The following is a 22,983-nucleotide window of genomic DNA, read 5'->3' as shown; positions in this document are numbered from 1 at the left end:
AATAGTTCAAAAAGTTATATGTTTTTTTTATACTCATAAACTTTTAAACTTTTAAACTCATAAACTTTAAAGATGGCAATTATAATAACAGACGAATGTATCAATTGTGGTGCATGTGAGCCAGAATGTCCGAATACTGCAATCTATGAAGGTGCAGATGATTGGAGATGGAAAGATGGAACAAAGTTGAGAGGAAAGGTAATTCTTCCAGATGGAACTGAGGTGGATGCTGATGCGGCTCAAACGCCGGTATCTGATGATGTTTACTACATCGTACCTGGAAAATGTACAGAATGTAAAGGCTTTCATGAAGAACCTCAGTGTGCAGCAGTTTGCCCAGTGGATTGTTGTATTCCTGATGACAATCATGTAGAAAGTGAAGAAACACTTTTAAACAGACAATCGTTTTTGCATAACGAGTAACTTAATTTTTTGTGAAATATAGAGTAAACCATCAACTGTTGATATAGTTGGTGGTTTTTTTGTTTTTTATTTTAAAAGGTTATTATTTTTGAAAACATATTTAATCTATTATTTATCAATGTTTTAAAAGAATTTATATATTTGTTAATAAACTAATTCAAGTATGAAGTGTTTTATTGCATTTGTTTTTTTATTTTTTTCAAGTCATCTTTATTCACAAGAGGTAGAAAAATCTATAATTCTTAAAGATGCAGATACTAATTTATCTATTGAAGATGCTACTGTTTTAGTCTTAAAAACAAAGCAACTTAATTTAAGTAATGCTGAAGGAAAAGTCAGTTTTCTTCTAAAAGGAATATCAAATATACAAATAACGCATACTTCCTATGTTTCTCAGACAATTAGGTCTACAATATTAAAAGAAAAAGAAACAGTAATTTATCTTAAAAGTAGTTTTAATAAATTAGATGAAATAATTTTAACAAAGCAACATCCACAAAAAATACTCGCTTCTTTAATAGAAAATTCTTCCAAAAAACTAACGGTTCCAGCAAGATTGAAAGTATATTCTAGAGAGTTTTTTAAACTTAACGGAGTTTATTCTAATTATAATGACGGACTTTTAAATTTTCAACTTTCTGGAAAGCCAAATGATTTTAGTACAACAATTTTGGTAGAGCAAAATAGGTCTTTCGGATTGGTTGAAGATTATATAATGGATGAACTTGTAGGATACAATTTGAATAATATTATGCAAAACTATTACAATTTCAAATATTTGAATCCGCTTTTGGAGCCGAGAGCTAAGAAAGAGTACGATTTTTTAGTAAAAGCACATCCAATCAATGAAGATTACTATGTTATGACTGCTATACCAGCAGATAATAGTTCAGCAATGTTAGACGATTATACTATAACTTATGATAGAAAGAAAAAGATAATTATTGAAGTGAGTTCCGAGATTTCTCCAACTTCATTTGCAAAAGCAAAAGATAAAACAGGAAAAAATGGAAAAAATATTTATAAATCTTTTTTCAAAACCATGTATCGATTTGACTCCAATAATTATTATTTAATTGGTTCAAAAGAGGAAATAGGATATGAAAAAGTTGTTAAGAATAAAACGACAGATATTGAAGTGAGGAATTACTTTATAACTACTAATTTCAGCAACCAAAATTATAGCTTTAAGGAAAGTGAGGTTTTTAAAGATAAAACCTTATTCAATAAGAAAAATACAATCCTAAGTAATTATTGGGAAATCTCTGGAATGGTTGCTACAGAAGAAGAGGAAAAGATAATTTTGAGTATTGATGATTAAAATAGAGCGAATCAAAAACTAATTCTTAAATAGTTTTTGATTCGCTTTTTTTTCTATTGTTTCACAATAACATAAGTTTTATAAGTAACAGTATCGGTTTTGGAATTATAGGTTTCTAAAACCAAATTTCCATCAGTATCAAAATAACCAATAGATGTTTCTTTACCATTGTAATAAATAAAACTATTGGTAGTTGTTTTTCTTAATAAAGCACTTTTTTTGATGTCATCACCAGTTATTCTATAGCCACTTGCGTCAAGTTTAACATCGTATTTTTTGTTGTTATACATATAATATGATGAACGATCAACATCTACTGTACGAGTACTTCCATCAGGATTAGTAATTTTTGTAGTAGTTGTAACTACAACAGGAGAATCTTTGGTTTCGATGTTCAAAGTGTTTGGTTTTTCTTCTTTCAATTCAATTTTTTGAACTTCTCTTGTGTTTTCTTTCTTTACATAAGTTTTTTTACCATTAGAATCAGTAATAGTAGTTGTCGTCGTTTTTGTTTCGTCTTTTATGTTTTTGTTTTGAGCCTGAAAAGTTGTTGTCGCAAACAATGATAGTATTCCAATAAATAGAGTTTTCATAATAAATAATTTAGAAATTTATAGAAGCAAACTTAAATTAAACTTCAACTAAGTTTATTATATAATTTTTATTAAATATTATATAATTCGCATAAAAAAATCCTGAAAGACAACTTTCAGGATTTAGTTATTATAGGAAATTGTTTTTTAGAAATTGAAACCTAGCCTAGTATAATAATATGCTCCTCCAAATCCCATTTGAACGGCATCCCAATATCCACCAGCTTCAACCCAGTCATCTTGTTGATCAGGATAAACATTTAGTAAGTTATTTGCACCTAAAGTTATTTTGAATGCTTTAGATATTTTATAACCCAAAGTTAAGTCGGTTACAATTTTAACACCATAAGTATCAGTTGCAGCTTTGATTTGATTAGCAAAAGAACCACCATAATCATTTACATCTTCATAAACTTGGTAGTCTAATAATTTTACTTCACTAAAACGTGTAAAAGCTAAACCACTATCAAATTTTTTGTACCCATAATTTAAGTTTAAACCAAATTTACTTTGAGGCGCAGAAGCTAATAAAAATGCTTTATCTCTTTCTCCGAAGAAGGTTTGCTCGTCTAAACCATTATTTTTTACTTTAGTAATCTCCATATCATTTATATTTCCAACAATTGTAGCTCCAAATTTAGAATCTCCAAAAGTTTTTTTCCATGATAAGACTACGTCTAAACCTTTAGTTTTTGTATCTACTCCATTAGTAAAAAATTGAGCTGCATCAACATTTAATCCTAATGATGAAGCATCAAAATACCCTGTTAGTACAATTCTATCTTTTACATTGATCATATATCCATCAATTGTAGCTGTAAAACTTCCGTAATTTGCTGTAAATCCTAATGAGGCATTTACAGCTTTCTCTTCGTTTAATTTTCCAATACCAAATGCTTTTGTAACAGGACTTTCGTTTCCAGAAAGTAAAACTTCTGTTGCTCCTGAGCTACTGAAATTTGTAAAACTTGTATTGTAATAAATTTGTGCTAATGATGGTGCTCTAAATCCTGTACTAATAGAGCCTCTTAAATTAATATTGTCTGTTAATTTTAATCTTGAAGCTAATTTTCCGTTTAATGTACTACCAAAATCGCTATAATTTTCAAAACGTACTGCCGTACTAATCATGAATGCTTTTGTTATATCTAATTCACCATCAGCATATAGAGAAAAATTTGAACGCGTTTCATTTACTTCGTTTGCTGGACTATATCCAGGAAAACCTTGAGAACCACCTGGTCTTGGATCTCCAGAAATTGGGTCAATTGGAATTGTTTGAATTGTTGGATCTGTAACTACATTTCCATTAATATCGTAAGTTGCATAAGAACCAACTTCTCCAGCAAAAATATTGAATTTTTCAACTCTAAACTCAGTTCCTAAAGCCAAATTGAACCCTTCTAAAACGGTGTCATAATTTTTTGAAAAATCTAAATTTGTGGTATTTTGCAATAATTTATGTCCACCAGCATCAAAACTAGTTGGGGAATTTGCACCTAATGACGCATTTAATGTGCCTTCAATATTATACTGAAATGAATTGTTACCTAAAGAATTACTCAAATCCATTTTCCAACCATTATCAAATTTTGTTTTAATTCCAACTGCTACTGAATGATCTAAAATATCAGATGTAATTCTTGGTGTAAATCCGCCAGGATAAATAGATTCAACAACTCTAGCACCACCATTTCTTGTAAACGCATAAGCATCAGTATTTCTGATATTGCTTCCTACGAAAGCATAAAAATCTGTTTTACTTGAAATAGGAATTGATAAATTAGCCATAAAGTTTAATCCTTGAACAGCAGCTTCTCCAAATCCTTTTCTAAAATCAAAACCAGGACGAAGTGTTTTTTCTTTATTTAAAAACTCTCCTGTAAAATTAACATATCCACCTTTTTTTCCTAAAGAAACTCCATAGTTCAAGCCAACTTTAGTTGAAAAACCATCAAGATTTTTATCACTTCCAAATGTATTTCCATTTCCATTTTGGTCTAATCTAAATCCAGGAGTATTAGCTGTTCCTAATGGAAAATCTCCTTGTGCGTTTGTGTTGTATGCTCCAGTTGTAATCGAACCTGTTAACTCTTTTACATTATCATTTAAAATAATATTGATTACACCTGCAATTGCATCAGAACCATATTGAGCTGCTGCACCATCTCTTAAAATTTCAATTCTTTTTATTGCAGTAGCAGGAATTGCATTCAAATCGGTTCCAGTATTTCCTCTTCCTCGAGTTCCAAATAAATTTATTAATGAAGATTGATGTCTTCTTTTTCCATTAATTAATACCAAAGTTTGGTCTGGTCCCATTCCTCTTAAAGATGCTGGATCAACGTGATCTGCACCGTCTGAACCTGATTGCTTGTTAGCATTAAACGATGGAGCAGCATACTGTAATAATTCATTGATTTCAATTTTTCCACTTTGAGTTGTTACATTTTTAATGTCAATAACGTCAATTGGGACTGCCGAATTTACAATGGTTCTTTTTGAGTTTCGTGAACCAACAATTTGTACTTCATTGAGAACTTGTGCACCAGATAAAACAACATCAATTGTAGACGTATTGTCTGTGCTTTTTTCTACAGCATTATATCCAATGTAAGAAAATACAAGTATTGCACCTTCTTTAACTTTAATTTTAAAACTTCCGTCAGCATCTGTAGAAACACCATTGGAAGTGCCTTTTTCTATGACATTAACACCAAATAAAGGTTCGTTTTTGTCGTCTTTAACATTACCTGAAATTTGTTTTTGTGCAAAAACATTATTTAAAGCAATGAAAAAAAATAATAATGTAATTTTTTTCATAAAAAGTAGTTGGTTAGTTAATAATTTGTCGCAATATAATGTTTTTTAGAGATTGAATTAACTAAAATTATAAATTACTTTCAATTATTTTTTAAACAATTTAAAATCTTATATTTGCACACTTTTAAAAAATAAAACGGACCAATGAAAGCAGGAATTGTAGGATTACCAAACGTAGGAAAATCAACTTTATTTAATTGTTTATCTAATGCTAAAGCGCAAAGTGCTAACTTTCCGTTTTGTACTATCGAGCCAAATATTGGTGTGGTAAACGTTCCAGATCCAAGAATCAATCGTTTGGAAGAATTGGTAAAACCAGAACGTGTTCAAATGGCAACTGTTGATATTGTTGATATTGCAGGATTAGTAAAAGGAGCAAGTAAAGGTGAAGGTTTAGGAAATCAATTCCTTGCAAACATTAGAGAATGTAACGCTATTATTCACGTTTTACGTTGTTTTGATAACGATAATATCGTTCACGTTGATGGAAATGTAAATCCAATTCGCGATAAAGAAACGATTGATATCGAATTGCAATTAAAAGACTTAGAAACCGTTGAAAAACGTTTAGAAAAAGTAAATCGTGCAGCTAAAACTGGAAACAAAGAAGCTCAAACAGAAAAAGCACTTTTAGATAGAATTCGTGAAACCTTGTTGCAAGCAAAATCTGCAAGAACAGTTGTTCCTCAAAATCAAGATGAAGAAGAATTGATGCAAGATTTTCAGTTAATTACAAACAAACCAGTACTTTATGTTTGTAATGTTGACGAAACTTCAGCGGTAAACGGAAACAAATATGTAGATCAAGTTCGCGAATTAGTAAAAGACGAAGATGCTGAAGTTATCATACTTTCAGTAGGAGCAGAAGCTGATATTACTGAATTAGAAAGCTATGAAGAGCGTCAAGTTTTCCTAGAAGATATGGGATTGACAGAACCAGGTTCGGCAGTTTTAATTCGTGCAGCTTACAAATTATTAAAATTACAAACGTATTTCACAGCTGGAGTTAAAGAAGTTCGCGCTTGGACAATTAACGTTGGCGATACAGCACCAAAAGCAGCTGGAGTAATCCACACCGATTTCGAAAAAGGTTTCATCCGTGCTGAGGTTATTGCATTCGAAGATTATTCTACATTGGGTTCAGAAGCTAAATGCAAAGAAGCCGGAAAACTAAGAGTGGAAGGAAAAGAATATATCGTTAAGGATGGAGATGTGATGCATTTCCGTTTTAACGTGTAGTTTTTAAGAAAATAGAGAATAGAATATAGAAAATAGACTAGCCGCAAAAGAGATTTTGCGGTTTTTTTGTGGAAAGTTGAGTAGCTGTTTGCAGTAGTGTTTTTATTCAATATCAATCGATATTCTCGTTTTCCACCAAAATCCTTCTTGATTATTTTCAAGGATATTTTTTATTGTTTTTTTTGATTTATAAACAGTTTTTAAGTCATTATTTTCAATTTCTAAACTAGTTATGGAATTACATAATTGTTCTATTTCTTTGTCATCCCAAACTCCAATTCCAAAATATAAATTTGAAGTGTCATTCGGCTTTAGATTAAATACAATTGAATCTCCAGTTATTGATTCGCTTAAACTATAGTTTTTAAATTTAGGGTTTAATTTGAATTTAACCTTAGCTACTGAATTTGTATTGTTTGTAAATATAATGTCATGTGCTGGGTCACAGCTTACTAGAAATACAAACAAAAAAGCTAATGGCAATATTTTAATTATTGTTTTCATTTCTAATGTAATTTTTTATATCATTTCAAATCTTTATGAATTTTTTCAAAAAGAAACTAATTCTATTTTTTCTGGTTAGTTGTCTATAACTAGTATATTTACTTAACTTGAAAACATAATCTTTAAAATATATAAAATAAATCCCCAAAATTCATCCTCTTTTTTCTATATTCTATTCTCTATTTTCTTATTTCAAATTGTCAAAAACATTCTTAATAACTTTGACAAATATCATTTCAAAAATGACTCGAAATGCACTATATTAGCACAAAATCGATACATTTTAAAATGGCTCAAGAAACACAATATAACGAAGACAATATACGCTCACTCGATTGGAAAGAACACATCCGAATGCGTCCCGGAATGTACATTGGGAAACTCGGTGACGGTTCGTCTCCAGATGACGGAATTTATATTTTACTAAAAGAAGTAATCGACAACTGCATCGACGAATTCGTTATGGGTGCAGGAAAAGTTATCGAAGTAACGATTAAAGATAAATTGGTAACCGTTCGCGATTACGGTCGTGGAATTCCATTAGGAAAAGTCGTTGACGTAGTTTCCAAAATGAATACGGGTGGAAAATACGATTCTAAAGCCTTTAAAAAATCGGTTGGTTTGAATGGAGTTGGTACCAAAGCCGTGAATGCTTTGTCTAATTATTTCCGCGTGGAATCGGTTCGTGACAACCAACAAAAAGCAGCCGAATTCTCTGAAGGAAATCTAACTTTAGAAGAAGAAGTTCAAGATTCCACAAAACGTAAAGGAACAAAAGTTGCCTTTATTGCTGACGAAGCTATTTTCAAAAATTATAAATACCGAAATGAGTATATTATCAAAATGCTCAAAAATTATTGTTATCTAAATCGCGGATTAACAATATATTACAACGGTGAAAAATACCTTTCTGAATTTGGTTTAAAGGATTTGTTAGAAGAAACAATTACTGAGGAAGACATGCAATATCCAATCATTCACTTAGAAGGTGATGATATCGAAATTGCTTTAACACACAGTAAATCACAATATTCAGAAGAATACCATTCCTTTGTAAACGGACAAAATACAACACAAGGTGGAACGCACTTAAACGCGTTTCGTGAAGCCATTGTAAAAACCATTCGTGAATATTACAACAAAGGTTTTGAAGCTTCTGATATTCGTAAATCGATAGTTTCTGCGGTTTCCATTAAAGTGGAAGAGCCAGTTTTCGAATCGCAAACCAAAACCAAATTGGGTTCTAATGATGTAGGTCCGAATGGTCCGACGGTTCGAACCTTCATTCACGATTTTATTACAACCAAATTAGATAATTTTTTACATAAAAATCCAGAAGTTGCCGATTCGCTTTTACGTAAGATTTTGCAAGCCGAGCGCGAACGTAAAGAACTTTCAGGAATTAGAAAATTAGCCAAAGACAGAGCTAAAAAAGCAAGTTTGCACAATAAAAAATTACGCGATTGTCGTGTGCATTTAACCGATGCTAAAAATCCACGAAGTTTAGAAAGTACGCTTTTTATTACCGAAGGTGATTCGGCTTCGGGTTCGATTACGAAAAGCCGTGATGTGAATACACAAGCTGTTTTTAGTTTACGTGGTAAGCCTTTGAATTCTTATGGAATGTCGAAGAAAATTGTATACGAAAACGAAGAGTTCAATTTGCTTCAAGCAGCATTAGATATTGAAGAGAGTATCGAAGATTTACGTTACAACAACATCGTAATTGCAACCGATGCCGATGTCGATGGTATGCACATTCGTTTATTGTTAATCACGTTTTTCCTTCAATTTTTCCCAGAAATGATTAAAGAAGGACATTTGTATATTTTGCAAACACCATTATTCCGTGTTCGAAATAAAAAAGAAACCATCTATTGTTATTCCGACCAAGAACGAATTGATGCCATAGAAAAATTGAAACCAAAACCAGAAATTACCCGATTCAAAGGATTAGGAGAAATTTCGCCTGATGAGTTCAAGCATTTTATTGGCGAAAGCATCCGATTAGATCCTGTGATGTTAGACAAAGCCACATCAATCGAAACCTTATTAGAGTTTTATATGGGTAAAAATACACCTGATAGACAAAACTTTATCATCAATAATTTGAAAGTCGAATTGGATAAGGAATTAGTGGAGAAATAAATTTAGAATTTTGTCAAAAGAACTTCAAAATAAAGCGTTATTCCAACAAGTCGTTGTGTTATTGCAAAATGCACAACAACAAGTTTTGCGTACGGTAAATTCAACAATGACCTACACGTATTTCGAAATTGGAAGAATGATTGTTGAAGAAGAACAAAATGGAAAAGAACGCGCCGAATACGGAAAACAAATCCTAAAAGGACTTTCTCAACAATTGACGAAGGAGTTTGGGAAGGGATTTTCGTTAAGTAGTTTAGAGCAAATTAGAAAATTTTATTTGATTTATTCAAATTCGACTATGCTCTTACGGATATTAAATATTCAAATTCCACAGACACTGTCTACGGAATTGGATTCGCAAAAAACGCAGTCACTGTCTACGGAATTTAAAAATATTGATTTTCAAACACTTATATCTTTTTTTAAACTTACTTGGTCACATTACACCTTTCTAATGCGAATTGATGATGAAAAAGAACGAAGTTTCTACGAAATTGAATCAGAAAAACACAATTGGAGTGTACGTGAATTAAAACGTCAATATGATTCTGCATTATATACAAGATTGGCTTTAAGCAGAGATAAAGAAGGTGTTTTAAAATTATCAGAAGAAGGTCAGATTATTGAAAAACCAAAAGACATTATAAAAGATCCTTACATTTTAGAATTTTTAGGATTACCAGAATTGCATAACTATTCTGAATCAGAATTAGAGCAAGAAATAATCAATAAATTAGAACATTTTTTACTAGAATTAGGTGAAGGTTTTGCTTTTGTAGCACGTCAAAAACGAATTACATTTGATGATAAACATTTTTATATTGATTTAGTTTTTTACAATCGAGTTTTAAAAAGTTTTGTTTTAATCGATTTGAAAATTGGCGAATTGAAACATCAAGATTTAGGTCAAATGCAAATGTATGTCAACTATTATGATAGAGAAATGTGCCTCGAAGGAGAAAACAAAACAATAGGAATTGTACTATGTCAAAACAAAAGCGATTTAGTTGTAGAATACACATTGCCTGATAATAACGAACAAATTTTTGCAAGTAAATACAAAACAATTTTACCAAGTAAAGAAGATTTAATAAAATTAATTAATAGCAAATAGAAGTTAATTTAAACAGATACTGAAATATTCAGCATAAATGAAAGACGAAGAAGAAGATAACATTAACGAAGAAGAAACTAACGACGAGTTAGACGAATCTACCAACGACGAAATTGCTGATGAAGGCTTTGAGGACATAGTTTCTCGAGGCGGAAATCACTTTTACGAAAACGACGAGAATCCAGAAGATACCATTACCAAAGTTACAGGAATGTACAAAGATTGGTTTTTGGATTACGCTTCCTATGTAATTCTTGAGCGTGCTGTGCCTGCGATTGAAGATGGTTTCAAACCAGTGCAACGTCGTATTATGCATTCGCTGAAAGAGTTGGATGATGGTCGTTACAACAAAGTGGCGAATGTTGTTGGACACACCATGCAATATCATCCTCACGGTGATGCGAGTATTGGTGATGCGATGGTGCAAATTGGTCAAAAAGAATTGTTGATTGATTGTCAAGGAAACTGGGGAAATATTCTAACTGGAGATAGCGCTGCGGCTTCGAGATATATTGAAGCACGTTTGTCAAAATTTGCTTTAGAAGTTTTGTATTCTCCAAAAATTACCGATTGGGGTGTTTCTTATGATGGTCGTCGTGCCGAGCCGAACAATCTTCCAGTAAAGTTTCCTTTGCTTTTGGCTCAAGGTGCTGAAGGTATTGCGGTTGGACTATCAACTAAAGTGTTACCTCACAATTTCAACGAATTAATTGATGCTTCGATTAAAATTCTAAAAGGTAAACCATTTACATTATATCCAGATTTTCAAACTGCAGGAATCGCCGATGTTTCCAATTATAACGATGGTTTGCGTGGCGGACGTGTTCGTGTTCGTGCCAAAATTTCGCAATTAGACAAACAGACTTTGGTGATTACTCAAATTCCGTTTTCAACCAATACATCGACTTTGATTGATAGTATTTTGAAAGCCAACGAAAAAGGTAAAATCAAAATCAAGAAAATTGAAGACAATACAGCTGCCGAAGTTGAAATTCTAATTCATTTATTTCCAGGAGTTTCTCCAGATAAAACGATTGATGCTTTGTATGCTTTCACGGCTTGCGAAACCTCTGTTGCTCCTTTGGGTTGTGTGATTGAAGATAACAAACCGTTGTTCATTGGGGTTTCCGATATGTTGAAAATTTCAACTGAAAGAACGGTTGATTTATTGAAGAAAGAACTCGAAATTCAATTAGAAGAACTTAAAAATAAATGGCATTTCTCGACTTTAGAAAAGATTTTCATTCGTGAGGAAATGTACATCGATTTCAAATTGTATTCTGATAGAGAAGCGCTTTATAAATATATGTACGATCGTTTCGAGCCTTTCAAAAAGTCATTTGTGCGTGAAATTGAAGACGAAGATTTGCAAAAATTAACCCAAATTCCGATGATTCGTATTACTCGTTTCGATTCGGATAAAGCGGATGATTTTATTGCCAAATTGGAAGACGAAATGAAAGAAGTGCAACATCATTTAGATAATCTAATTGATTTTGCCATAGATTATTTTGCCAAATTAAAAGAGAAATACGGAAAAGGTCGCGAACGTCTAACCGAATTGAGAAGTTTTGAAAATATTGAAGCTACCAAAGTGGTTTTAAGAAATACAAAATTATATGTAAACAAAGAAGAAGGTTTCTTTGGAACAGGTTTGAAAAAAGACGAATACGTTGCCGATTGTTCTGATATTGATGATGTTATCGTTTTCTTACGCGATGGAAAAATGATGATTTCTAAAGTAGATGACAAAAAATTCGTAGGAAAAGATATCATACACATTGACGTATTTGATAAAAATGACAAGCGAACTATTTATAACATGATTTATCGTGATGGTAAAAATGGTTCAACATTTATAAAACGTTTCAATGTTTCTGGTGTTACTCGTGATAAATTTTACGATTTAACACAAGAAAAACCAGGTTCACAAACTTTATATTTCTCAGCAAATCCAAATGGTGAAGCTGAGGTTGTAACCATATTATTGCGTCAAGTTGGAAGTGTGAAAAAACTAAAATGGGATGTTGATTTTACCGATATTGCCATAAAAGGTCGTGCTTCACGTGGAAATACGGTTACCAAATATCCAATCAAGAAAATCGAATTGAAGGAGAAAGGAATTTCTACTTTGCGTCCGAGAAAAGTTTGGTTTGATGACACTGTGCAACGTTTAAATGTTGATGGAAGAGGTGAGTTGTTGGGAGAATTCCGTCCAAACGATAGACTTTTGATTATCAATCAAAGTGGAAAATTGAAAACCATTATTCCAGAATTGACTACGCATTTTGACGAAGATATGATTGTTCTTGAAAAATGGAATCCAAAGAAACCAATTTCTACGATTTATTACGATGGTGAAAAGGAACGTTATTTTGTAAAACGATTCTTGGTTGAAAATGAAAATAAAGAAGAAACCTTCATTACCGAACATGAGAAATCGCAATTAGAAATTGTTTCTACCGATTGGCGTCCAGTTGCTGAGGTAATTTTTGCTAAAGTGAAAGGTGTTCAAAAGGATAATCAAACAATAGATTTAGAACAATTTATTGCTGTAAAAGGAATCAAGGCATTAGGAAACCAATTAACGGCCGATAAATTGAAACAAGTCAATCTTCTAGAGCCATTGCCTTATGAAGAACCTGTGGAGGAAGCTCCAGAAGAAATGGAAGTCTCAGGCGAAGATAACGTTACTGATGATATTCAAACAGAATTAGATGACGATGGACAAATTACTTTGTCTTTAGAATAATAAAAAAGCCTTTCATTTGAAAGGCTTTTTTATTATTCAATATTTTTTAAGAAAGCTAAAATTTCCATTTCTTTTTTCAATTTTTTGTTTAGAAAGAATGCAAAAATTATCAGAAATCCGTAGCCGCTTACTAGAAGATAGATAAAAAAAGGTGTTGAAAATTGTTCTTGAAACGTTGGTATTAATAACGAAAACCCAATAGTATATACTATGTAAATAATTGGCGTTGCAATGAAGTGAATACATTTTCTCCAGGTGTAAAATGATGCTGCGTTTTTGCTATACTCTAGTAAAGAAGTTTCAATATTTATAGTATTAAATTTTTTAATACTTATCAATTCTAAAATAATTCGTAAAATCATTGAACTAATCATCAAAACTAAACCTATTGTAAAAATAGAAACCGAGTAAATTCCTAACCAAATAAAATAACACAGTAATATTAAAGTTGTAATGCCAATAATAATGAGTGTTGCAATATGATTTAATTTTATTTTTTTTCTATGTTCTTCTGATTTTTTTATTAGTTCAGAAGCTGTTTTATTTGTATTGAAGTCATTTTGTTGGTTCCAAATATCTTGTAAATTTTCAAATGTTTTCATTGTTGTATGCATTGAGTTAAACTTTTTTTAATTCTGTGAATTCTCACTCTAAGCGTTTCTTCGCTTATTCCTACTACTTCTGATATTTTATCGTAGTCAATTCCTTCCAAGACCATGAGGATAATCATTTTTCCAGTTTCATCTAATTTTTGGATGCATTCGTACATTTTTTTAAGTTTCATTTCTTTTTCTTCGGAATAATCATCTATTTGTAGTATCGGGAAAGAATCAGTTGAAACTTCTTTTTTAGTTTTTTCCTTCCTTAAATAAAGCAAACATGTATTTACGGTTATTCTATATATCCAAGTACTGATGCTTGATTCATTTCTAAATTGCTCAAGCTTCTCCCAAACTTTTATGAATACTTCTTGTGTAGCATCATCTGCAAAATACTCATCACCATTAAAATAACCCTTACAAAGTCGAAATACTTTTGGGTAATGCTCTTGAAAAATTTGATTGAATTGTTCTTCCTTTTTCACTTTAATTTAGTGCTAGTTTGACATTTTCGATAAACCAATCAGGTTGATCATACATTACAAAGTGTGCAGCATTTTCTGCATAAAGAATTTTAACAGTAGGTAAATTTTGATATTGCGTTGCATATGTGTTTTTCACTACATCTATACCTAAACTAGTTGCTGCTAAAATTACGACAGGAATTTTAATTTTTGCAATTTCTTTTCTCAAATCTAAGTTAAGCATATCAATATAACCATGAACATATGTTTTTCTATCAGCCATACTCATCCAATTACTAATAACTTTATGTTTTTCTTTATTTAGACACATATAAGCTACAGATTGTAGATTCATAGCATCAAAGCTATTTTTATCCATTTGAAGCATCATTTTACTTTGTGGATTGTCATATTCAATGATTTCACCATTGTAGTTTGGAATCATCAAAGCGGCTGTTGCAGGTAGTGCGTCAACTAAAATGGCTTTTTTAAATAATTCAGTTTCTAATGATGCTAACCAAAGACTTAAAGTTCCACCTAAACTATGTCCCAAAAGTGTTAGTTTTTTTAATTTTTTTTCTTTTACATAGCTTATAATTTCGTCTTTTATAGATGATAACCATGGTGTTTCAATAGGAGGTACATCTCCAAAACCTGCAAATGTAAAAATGTGACATTCATTTGTTTTTGACAATTCAGCAACAGTTTCATCCCATAATTCGCCTGTGCATCCAAAACCAGGAAATAGTAAAATTGGTTCTCCTTTTCCTTTTACAGAAACAGAAAAGGATTTTTGAGCTGTTGAAATTTGTGTAATTAATACAGAAACGAATACGAGTAATAATGATTTTGTTTTCATGATATTTTTTTTAAAGTTTTACTTTTGATACAGTAGTGTTTAAATTGTTACATAAAAAAATATTTTTTTTTAATTAATGCTTGAAATGTTCATAAATACTACTCTTTGATTTATATATTTGTATACTTATTTTGAAATAAAACAGATTAAATTCAAAACAAAACTCCTATAAATGTCAACATTTCCATCCGATATTGAGATTGCTCAAAATGCAACCTTACAACACATTAGAAAAATTGCTGAAAAAATAAATATTCAAGAAGACGATTTAGAATACTACGGAAAGTACAAAGCTAAATTACCATTAGAATTACAAGCTGAAAATCCTAAGGGAAAACTTATTTTGGTTTCTGCTATGTCTCCAACTAAATATGGTGAAGGAAAAACCACAATGTCAATTGGCTTAACAGACGGTTTGAATTACATCGGAAAAAAAGCTATTGGAGTTTTGCGTGAACCATCACTCGGACCAGTTTTTGGTTTGAAAGGTGGCGCTGCTGGTGGCGGATATGCTCAAGTTGTTCCGATGGAAGATATTAATTTGCATTTTACAGGTGATTTTTCGGCTATTGAAAAAGCTAATAATTTACTTTCTGCGGTGATTGATAACAATCTTCAAAATCCGAAGTTTTCTTTGAATTTAGATCCAAAATCTATTGCTTGGAAACGTGTGATGGACATGAATGATCGTTCGTTGCGCCAAATCATTATTGGTGTTGGAGCCAAAGCCAATGGAACAATGAGAGAAGATGGTTTCAATATTACTCCAGCTTCTGAAGTGATGGCGATTTTATGTCTTTCCAAAGATTTAGAAGATTTAAAATTCAGATTAGGCAATATTTTTGTTGGAAAAACTTTTGATGGAAAAGCAATTTTTGCTCGTGATTTGAAAGTAGTAGGAGCAATGGCTGTTTTACTTAAAGATGCTTTGAAACCTAATTTAGTGCAAACTTTAGAAGGAAATCCAGCCATTCTTCATGGCGGACCATTTGCGAGTATTGCGCAAGGAACGAATACAGTAATTGCAACAAAAATGGGACTTTCACTTGGAGATTATGTAGTTACTGAAGCAGGATTTGGTGCCGATTTAGGTGCCGAAAAATTCTTTCATATAAAATGCGGACAAAGTGGTTTGAAACCTGATGCAGTGGTTTTAGTTGCAACGATTCGAGCAATTAAACATCATGCTGGTTTAGGTGTAGAAGATTTTAAAACTGAAAATGTAGCTGCAATTGAAAAAGGATTTTGCAACTTAGAAAAACACATTGAAAACATTCAGAAATTTGGTATTAATCCTGTGGTTTCTATAAATGCTTTTCCGGATGATACTCAAGCTGAATATGATAAATTGAAAGCATTGTGTTTAGCAAAAGGTGTTAAAGCAATTGTAAGCACAGCTTTTGTTGATGGTGGGAAAGGTTCGGCTGAATTAGCTGAAAAAGTAATAGCTGAAATCAATAAAGGTGAAGCAAATTATAAACCTTTATATCAAAAAGAAGATTCGATTGAACATAAAATAAATACGATTTCGAAAGAAATTTATGGAGCCAATTCAGTTGAGTTTTCTCCAAAATCGAAATCACAATTGAAGATGATTAATGAGTTGGGTTTTAATGAATTTCAGATTTGTATGGCAAAAACACCGGCAAGTTTTTCTGATAATGAAAAGATAATAGGTCGTCCGACGGATTTTACTATAACGGTTCGTGAGTTTGAAATTGCAAGCGGTGCAGGATTTATTGTTCCGTTACTTGGTGATGTGATGAGAATGCCTGGTTTGCCAGCAGTTCCAAATGCTGAACGAATTGATATTGACAATAACGGAAAAATATCTGGATTATCTTAGTAAAGGTTATAGTTGAAGTTAAGTTCAATTTAAAAAAAATTAAAAAAAATTATAATGCTTGATTTTCAAACATCCCTAATAATAAAAATTATTTCTGCAATATTTTTTTTTATTTCAGGGATTGTTTGGAAGAAAGTATTGACTTTGAATGTTAAAAACTATCATTTTATTTTTTATCGAGTAGTATCATCATTATTTTTTTTATTATTAATCAAGTTTTATTTTTTATATTTTGAAGTTGATCTAACTATAAATGATGAATTTTCACCATCTATATATGATTGGATTGTCTGTATTCTGATATGCTTATTTAGTTTTTGGGGACTTTATTTTTATACAAAAGCTTTGCAGAATGGTAGGTTAAGTTTTATAGTACCTGTAAGCGGTATTACATCTTTTTTTTCATTTATTACTTCAATACTAATTTTTAATGAAATAATAAGTTGGTCTAAATATTTATCATTTCTAATAATTGTAATTGGCTTACTAATTCATCAAAAAAATAATATTATGAAAATAAAGTTTTCAAAAGAATTTCTTTTTACGCTATTATCAAATTTTGTTTGGGGGATATCTTTTGTTTTATACTTAATCCCAATTAAAAAGTTTGGTGTTTTAAATTTTAGTATTATCCTTGAAATTTGTGTTTTTGCGTCATGCTTATTATTAATTGTTTATTATGACAAAAAGATATTGCCACCTAAAATTAGTAATAGAGATTTACTGTATTGTCTTCTTATGGGGTTTTTAATTGCGGGTGGAAGTTTTTTAAGTAATTTTACATTAATATTGTTTCCCGTAAGTCTAAATATATTGATTGGGTTGATATTTGAAGTATTAATTTTAGGTACTGGATTCTATTTTTTTAATGAAAAATTATTTAAAGAAGATTGGATATTAATTTCTTTTATTACAATAAGTACTGTTTTGTTATTGATCTAATTTTTATTCCTTAAACACTAAATTTAGAATCCAATTTATTTTATTTAATTTACAATACTCTTGTAGATTTTGTTTAATTAATTTTTGGTTTTTCCCTTTTGCAAAAACATAAGTAGTTGCGGATTCAATAGCGATTTTTTCTTTAGAGTTTCCTTGTAAGTATTCATTTGATAAATAAAACGGATGATAGGTGCCATTATTTAAATTATAATTACAATATAAGTAATAAAGCTGAATAATATAAAGTGCTGCTGAGTTATTTGATTTTCTTTTTTTCATTAATGAAGTGAGAATTATTTCATTAATTTTTTTATGATTAATCAGTTCTTTTTTGAATCCAAAATGTAGAAGTGCTTTAATACTTCTTGCCAATAACCACTCGTTTTTTTGCTTAATGAAAGCAAAATGAGAAATTAAGTTTAAATAATTCTCTACATTTTTATGTAATATTTTATTTGTTCCATCTATAAGAATATTACATTCAAAATATCTTGAAATTAAATGGTAATGAAGGTTTTCTATATCAATATCTTTTATTAAATTTTGATAGCTATTAAGTATTGGATAATCAATTGTTCCGAAATATATTTTTTGTGCTAATATATAACAAGTAACAAAAAGTGTATTTTCAAAATCTGGAACTTGTGGTAAATAGTAATTATATATCGCTTTTGTAAAATAATTATTTTCATTATTTTCATCTACAAAACAACCATAAAATAATCTTCTTCCAGCAGCTGATTTAGCTAAAATGATTAGAAGTTCATTATCATAGTTATTTATTTTTACGTATTTACCAATTAAGTTGGCTACATCAAAATGAATACTATTGATAGTAATAAATTTTTCGTATTTATCCAATTCCAATTTAACAGCTTCATAGTTTTTTACTAGTAATGCTATTTCAAGATTAATTTTTGAAAAACCATTGACATCTTCATTTAAAAATGTATTTGTATGGGAATGATATTTAGATTGATAATTTATATAGTTTTCCCAATCCTTATAATCAAGAAACTTAGCTAGATTATCTAATGTAGCTTTATAAGGTTTAGTTTTGGAGTTAGTTATACCAAAAATTCTAGCAAAAGTTGAAGCAGAAATGAGTATTTTTTTGTCTTTAAACAAGTCAGATAACCAAATAGTATCTTGATAACTATTTATTTTCCGATTTACCGAAACTTCAATTTGAGTACAAATTTGTTTAATATGTTTTTTAGTTTCATTCATAAAGTAAAAATAATAAAATCTAGTTATCTGATATAATCATTTAAAACTTGAAGTAACTTGGAGGGATTCTTAAACGCAATATTTGTTAAGTTTGTTTTTGTAAATATTATTATTATGATTGACAGTTTTTTAAAGTCACAACAAGTTTTTATTGAAAATTGGGCAAATTCACCAGATAAAGAATTTGAGAAAAGTATTTTTTCTACATTAAAAAGTGTAAATAATAAGATTACACCTTTTTTAGATTATTTACCCGAACCTTATTTAGGAAACCCATACAAAGCAGATGGTGTTTTTCTTAATTATAATCCTGGTCCAATCTTAGAGTTAGAGCAACACAAAGTCAATGGAATATTTATAAATGATTATAACGCAATTAATGATTACCAGCATTTTGCAATTAACACTCCTTACTTTAATGGAAAAAAGGGTTTTTGGTTTGATAGACAATTTTTTCTTTCACGTCTTTTGAATAAACCTTTTGAAAATACTTCTTTATTTGCTCTCGAGATTTGCCCATTTCATTCAAGTAGTTTTAAATTATCGGCTCTAGATATTTTTACTGCATCAAGTTATATTGAAAGCAATGTTTTGAAAATCGCTGAAGAAGTAGCCAAACAATCAGCTTTAAAAACAATTATTTCAGTAGGAAAAGATTATTATCATTTATTCAACTTACTAAATTACAAATTAATCAAAGAAATTGATCAAACTACCACGATTGATAATTGGCCTAAAAATAAATTGGGTACCAAAATAAATAGAAGTATTAGTTTGTGGCAATCTCCATCGGGTGGAATATATCTTAATACTTGGGCACCAGGTTCAAATAAAATTTCATCAAAGGAATTTGATATTATAATAAATAATAAAATTATAAATAAAATGTAAGATTAACTTAATAACGTATTAAAATATAAAATATGGGTTATTTATTAAAATATACTGCTACAAAAGATACATGGGGCCTAGCAGTTAAAGCTGGAGAAACTTTCATAGTTGATCAAGGAACAAATGCTGCTAGCGGTGCTAGCTTACAAGCACAATTAAGAAAAATGGGAAGAACTATTACAACATATTCTTCAATTGGTGGTGGGGTACTGAAAGTTGGTGAAACTACATCTTCAAATGAATGGATAATCGAAAGAATTAAATAGTTTTATTTTGAATTTTATGTTTATTGAAGAAATCAAATTAAGAATTAACATACTCGCCCAAAAACATAAATCTAATGACGAATATGGTATTGATGAGTTTAAGGATTCTGAATTATTAGAATTAGAGGCTGAAAATCTAATTATTGCCTATTGTGAAGAAAAAAAATATTTAATTGAAGGCTTTCCAACTGAAAAAAAGAAAATAAAAGACGAATTAGATGAAGATTATTTTTGCAGTGAAAGGTATCATTATTATTTAGATTGTTTGACTGTTGAGAAAGAGGATGTTGCTGATTTAATGTGGTGTTATGTTTCTAGTTTTTGGCCAGATTCATTTGATTCAAAACAAGAATATATATTAACAATAAAAGAACAACTAAATTCAGGTGTTTTTTATCAAATCAATAATTTAAATTAGAAAATATGAAAAAAGGTATTTTATACATTACTTTATTAATTTATTGTAACATTTATCCCCAAACTAGTAAAGAAATAATTAAAGAAATTAAGTTAAATGCAGTTTTACATGATTTTAACCAAAATATAAATAATTATTTTAAGATAAAAGATGTTTCTAACGTTGATAATTTTGATGAAGAAATTGAGCTATTAAACAAATACAATTTATCAGATTTTTGGCCAATTAATTTTTACTTCATTGGAAAAATTAATGATGTTTTTTCAGAAATATTGGTTTTTTTTCCTAATGGTTTTAAATCTAAACATGAGATTATCTACTTTAATGATTTATCAAAAAAAATAAATAATATATTTAGTTTTAGAAAGGATGAAAATGAATATTATTTAATTGAATATAAAGATTTTATAACATATCAGAGTAAACTTTATAATAGAGATTATAAAGATAAATATCTAGTAATTGAAAAAAAAGAATTAATAAATTTGATTGATAAGTTAAAGCAATTAGAAAATCAAATAAATTCATTTAAAGTTAATTTAGAAAAATCTAAATTTAAATTGTTAATACTTCAACAAAAGGAAATAGTTAATTCAAATGATTATGATAATTATGTTGGAAAAAGTAGAAAGTTTATGACTGTTTTTTTAAGTAAAAACAATTATGATTTAAATATTCCTTTTAATTTTTCAAAATCTATTCAAATAAATGGTTTAAATTTTAATATTGACTATAAAGAAATTATTGATTTAGATGGTAAAGATTTAAGTATTGATAATATAAATGCTTTTAAAGACAATAGTGGAAATATAAAAGCTAATATTTCAGTTGGTTTAAATAATTTAAAAATATCAAAAATTAATTATTCAAAATTACATAAAAATTATTTTGCTGATTGGAACGGTAATTTTCCAAAAACTGATTCAGATTCTTTTTACTTCTATTTAGAATCTAAAAGTACAAACGATTTAAATGGAATGAATAAGGATGATTATTGGGAGAACATATTTAAAGAAGAAGAAAAATTTAAAAGTGTTTTAGATGTTTCAGATTTGAAAATCGATGCTTTATCGATTAATTTAAATTCTGACTTGAATAACATATTTGCTTTTCCAAAATTAAACTTTGAGAAAGACGAGATTTACCAGCCTAGAGAATATATAGATGAAAAGACAAATATTGGAATAGCTGTTCTAGAATTTAAAACTTACTATTCAGGCGGTTTTTTCCCAACTGAAATGTTACGTTCTCTTACATCTAAGTTAAAAAGAGAAACTAAAGAATTATACAATGAAAAAACAAAAGAAATAAATAGAGTACAAGGAAATAAAAAGGTTATTGCAGATATGACCAAAAAATATGGAAAAAAATATGTTGATGATGCTTTAAATGGAAATATTACAATTGGTATGCCTGAAGAATTATTACCAATTCCTTTGCAAGCTTGGGTTATAAAATCCAGAGATGAGTATCCTAATGGATATAAATTGTATTGTAGTTTTGGGTTAAATACTGATAGAAAATTATTAATTACTGTTATTAATAAAAAGGTTTTTAAAATTTCAAATTGGTAATAAATTTTAAATATCTAAAAACTTAATATTGATAAAATCTAACCCTTATTGGAATGAAAAGCAAAAATAGTCACTGAGGCTCTCGAAGTGACCATTTTTGCTTTTAAAGATATACGATTAATTAGTAATATCGCTATCTTCTAATTTTTTATCAATTATTTTACTGTTATGTAAAACAACAGGTTTTCTGCTACTTTTCTTCATTTTTAAGTTTAAGAATTCTACAAATAAAGAGAAGAAAATGGCAAAATATAAGTATCCTTTTGGTATACTATGAACTTCTACATCATTACCAAATCTAAAGTGTGCCAAGTGCGAACCTTCTGCAAGAAGCATTACTCCAATTAGGATTAAGAAAGAAAGTCCAAGAATTTGTATGGTTGGATGTTCGTTTACGAATTTAGAAACTGGTCCTGCAAAGGCAAGCATTACTACGATTGAAATTACAATAGCAAGAATCATAATTTCTATTGCTCCAGCTGGTCCAAAACCTTTTGGTGGTTCGGCAGAACTTACTAAACCAATCGCTGTTAAGATACTATCAAAAGAGAAAACAATGTTTAATAAAGCGATTTGAATAATTGCTGATGACAAACTGTTACTAGCTTTTCCACTAGTTGCTTCGTCTTCACCTTCTAATTTGTGGTGAATTTCGGATACAGATTTGTATAACAAAAACAATCCTCCACCAAAAATGATTAAACTTTGTCCAGAAATTCCTCCTGAGAAAAAGCCTAAGTCAAAATCGAAGAAAGATTCTTTCAAACTCATTACCCAAGTGATTCCGAAAAGTAAAATGATACGAAAAACCATAGCTAACAATAGTCCAATTCTTCTAGCTTTTGGTTGGTCTTCGGCTCTTAATTTTCCTGATACAATTGATAAAAAGACGATGTTATCGATACCAAGAATAATTTCTAAAAAGGTTAATGTTAAAAGTGCAATTAGTGCATCTGTGGTAAATAATACTTCCATTG

At 29.7% G+C, this 22,983-nt stretch carries 20 protein-coding genes; 12 read left to right on the top strand and 8 right to left on the bottom strand.

The genetic code is table 11. From position 1 onward, the window contains the following. The first annotated feature begins 72 nt into the window (after positions 1–72). The gene (locus ABD766_RS01275; protein ID WP_344815013.1) at positions 73–423 is read left to right on the top strand and encodes a 4Fe-4S binding protein; all 351 of its coding nucleotides are present in this window, start codon (positions 73–75) and stop codon (positions 421–423) included. 163 nt (positions 424–586) lie between these two features. Then, positions 587–1,744: a hypothetical protein gene (locus ABD766_RS01270; protein WP_344815012.1), complete on the top strand. Its 1,158-nt coding sequence runs from the start codon at positions 587–589 to the stop codon at positions 1,742–1,744. Between the two features lie 53 nt (positions 1,745–1,797). Here the strand turns inward: ABD766_RS01270 and ABD766_RS01265 are convergent, their stop codons facing one another. Together ABD766_RS01265 and ABD766_RS01260 are read right to left on the bottom strand one after the other, a co-directional pair. Then, positions 1,798–2,337, bottom strand: a complete 540-nt coding sequence (locus ABD766_RS01265; protein ID WP_344815011.1) for a hypothetical protein — start codon at positions 2,335–2,337, stop codon at positions 1,798–1,800. A gap of 147 nt (positions 2,338–2,484) precedes the next feature. Next, the gene (locus tag ABD766_RS01260) at positions 2,485–5,160 is read right to left on the bottom strand and encodes a TonB-dependent receptor (RefSeq protein WP_344815010.1); all 2,676 of its coding nucleotides are present in this window, start codon (positions 5,158–5,160) and stop codon (positions 2,485–2,487) included. 144 nt (positions 5,161–5,304) lie between these two features. On the opposite strand from ABD766_RS01260, the gene ychF reads away from it, so the two are divergent. Then, the gene (gene ychF, locus ABD766_RS01255) at positions 5,305–6,399 is read left to right on the top strand and encodes a redox-regulated ATPase YchF (RefSeq protein WP_298306695.1); all 1,095 of its coding nucleotides are present in this window, start codon (positions 5,305–5,307) and stop codon (positions 6,397–6,399) included. A gap of 102 nt (positions 6,400–6,501) precedes the next feature. Here ychF and ABD766_RS01250 read toward each other — a convergent pair whose 3' ends face one another. Beyond that, on the bottom strand, positions 6,502–6,903 hold the full coding sequence (locus ABD766_RS01250; RefSeq protein WP_344815009.1) for a hypothetical protein: 402 nt from the start codon (positions 6,901–6,903) through the stop codon (positions 6,502–6,504). Between the two features lie 288 nt (positions 6,904–7,191). Here ABD766_RS01250 and ABD766_RS01245 point away from each other — a divergent pair, with 288 nt between their 5' ends. Genes ABD766_RS01245 through ABD766_RS01235 form a run of 3 tightly spaced genes read left to right on the top strand, consistent with a single transcriptional unit; the run spans position 7,192 to position 12,917 of the window. After that, positions 7,192–9,051, top strand: a complete 1,860-nt coding sequence (locus ABD766_RS01245; RefSeq protein WP_344815008.1) for a DNA topoisomerase IV subunit B — start codon at positions 7,192–7,194, stop codon at positions 9,049–9,051. A gap of 10 nt (positions 9,052–9,061) precedes the next feature. Then, positions 9,062–10,165 carry a PDDEXK nuclease domain-containing protein gene (locus ABD766_RS01240; RefSeq protein WP_344815007.1) on the top strand — a complete coding sequence of 368 codons (1,104 nt, stop codon included), beginning with the start codon at positions 9,062–9,064 and terminating at the stop codon, positions 10,163–10,165. Between the two features lie 37 nt (positions 10,166–10,202). Next, positions 10,203–12,917: a DNA gyrase/topoisomerase IV subunit A gene (locus tag ABD766_RS01235; RefSeq protein ID WP_344815006.1), complete on the top strand. Its 2,715-nt coding sequence runs from the start codon at positions 10,203–10,205 to the stop codon at positions 12,915–12,917. 32 nt (positions 12,918–12,949) lie between these two features. Here the strand turns inward: ABD766_RS01235 and ABD766_RS01230 are convergent, their stop codons facing one another. The 3 genes from ABD766_RS01230 to ABD766_RS01220 are packed head-to-tail and all read right to left on the bottom strand — an operon-like array spanning position 12,950 to position 14,839. Continuing rightward, positions 12,950–13,519 (bottom strand): hypothetical protein, encoded by a 570-nt coding sequence (locus ABD766_RS01230; RefSeq protein ID WP_344815005.1) that lies wholly within the window; start codon positions 13,517–13,519, stop codon positions 12,950–12,952. Continuing rightward, positions 13,516–14,001, bottom strand: a complete 486-nt coding sequence (locus ABD766_RS01225) for an RNA polymerase sigma factor (RefSeq protein WP_344815004.1) — start codon at positions 13,999–14,001, stop codon at positions 13,516–13,518. The genes ABD766_RS01230 and ABD766_RS01225 overlap by 4 nt, the downstream gene beginning before the upstream one ends. Before the next feature lies 1 nt (position 14,002). After that, positions 14,003–14,839, bottom strand: a complete 837-nt coding sequence (locus ABD766_RS01220) for an alpha/beta fold hydrolase (RefSeq protein WP_344815003.1) — start codon at positions 14,837–14,839, stop codon at positions 14,003–14,005. Between the two features lie 172 nt (positions 14,840–15,011). On the opposite strand from ABD766_RS01220, the gene ABD766_RS01215 reads away from it, so the two are divergent. Next, entirely contained in the window at positions 15,012–16,685 is a 1,674-nt protein-coding gene (locus ABD766_RS01215) for a formate--tetrahydrofolate ligase (RefSeq protein ID WP_344815002.1), read from the top strand. 54 nt (positions 16,686–16,739) lie between these two features. After that, positions 16,740–17,627, top strand: coding sequence for an EamA family transporter (locus ABD766_RS01210; protein WP_344815001.1), 888 nt, complete (start codon positions 16,740–16,742; stop codon positions 17,625–17,627). 3 nt (positions 17,628–17,630) lie between these two features. Here the strand turns inward: ABD766_RS01210 and ABD766_RS01205 are convergent, their stop codons facing one another. Continuing rightward, complete coding sequence (locus ABD766_RS01205) at positions 17,631–18,857, bottom strand: hypothetical protein (protein ID WP_344815000.1); 1,227 nt, start codon at positions 18,855–18,857, stop codon at positions 17,631–17,633. A 114-nt stretch (positions 18,858–18,971) separates the two neighbouring features. On the opposite strand from ABD766_RS01205, the gene ABD766_RS01200 reads away from it, so the two are divergent. From ABD766_RS01200 to ABD766_RS01185, 4 genes are read left to right on the top strand one after another with little or no spacing between them, the layout of a single operon-like run. Then, positions 18,972–19,748, top strand: coding sequence for a hypothetical protein (locus ABD766_RS01200; protein ID WP_344814999.1), 777 nt, complete (start codon positions 18,972–18,974; stop codon positions 19,746–19,748). A 32-nt stretch (positions 19,749–19,780) separates the two neighbouring features. Then, positions 19,781–20,014 (top strand): hypothetical protein, encoded by a 234-nt coding sequence (locus ABD766_RS01195; RefSeq protein WP_344814998.1) that lies wholly within the window; start codon positions 19,781–19,783, stop codon positions 20,012–20,014. A 7-nt stretch (positions 20,015–20,021) separates the two neighbouring features. Continuing rightward, on the top strand, positions 20,022–20,432 hold the full coding sequence (locus ABD766_RS01190; RefSeq protein ID WP_344814997.1) for a hypothetical protein: 411 nt from the start codon (positions 20,022–20,024) through the stop codon (positions 20,430–20,432). A 5-nt stretch (positions 20,433–20,437) separates the two neighbouring features. Further along, positions 20,438–22,006: a hypothetical protein gene (locus ABD766_RS01185; protein ID WP_344814996.1), complete on the top strand. Its 1,569-nt coding sequence runs from the start codon at positions 20,438–20,440 to the stop codon at positions 22,004–22,006. A 117-nt stretch (positions 22,007–22,123) separates the two neighbouring features. Here the strand turns inward: ABD766_RS01185 and ABD766_RS01180 are convergent, their stop codons facing one another. Next, the gene (locus tag ABD766_RS01180; RefSeq protein WP_344814995.1) at positions 22,124–22,981 is read right to left on the bottom strand and encodes a TerC family protein; all 858 of its coding nucleotides are present in this window, start codon (positions 22,979–22,981) and stop codon (positions 22,124–22,126) included. Positions 22,982–22,983 lie beyond the last annotated feature (2 nt).

This window comes from Flavobacterium cheonanense (genome assembly GCF_039539185.1).
Classification (GTDB): domain Bacteria; phylum Bacteroidota; class Bacteroidia; order Flavobacteriales; family Flavobacteriaceae; genus Flavobacterium; species Flavobacterium cheonanense.
The sequence above is the reverse complement of the archived record's forward strand: the minus strand, read 5'-3'. Positions and strand labels throughout refer to the sequence as shown.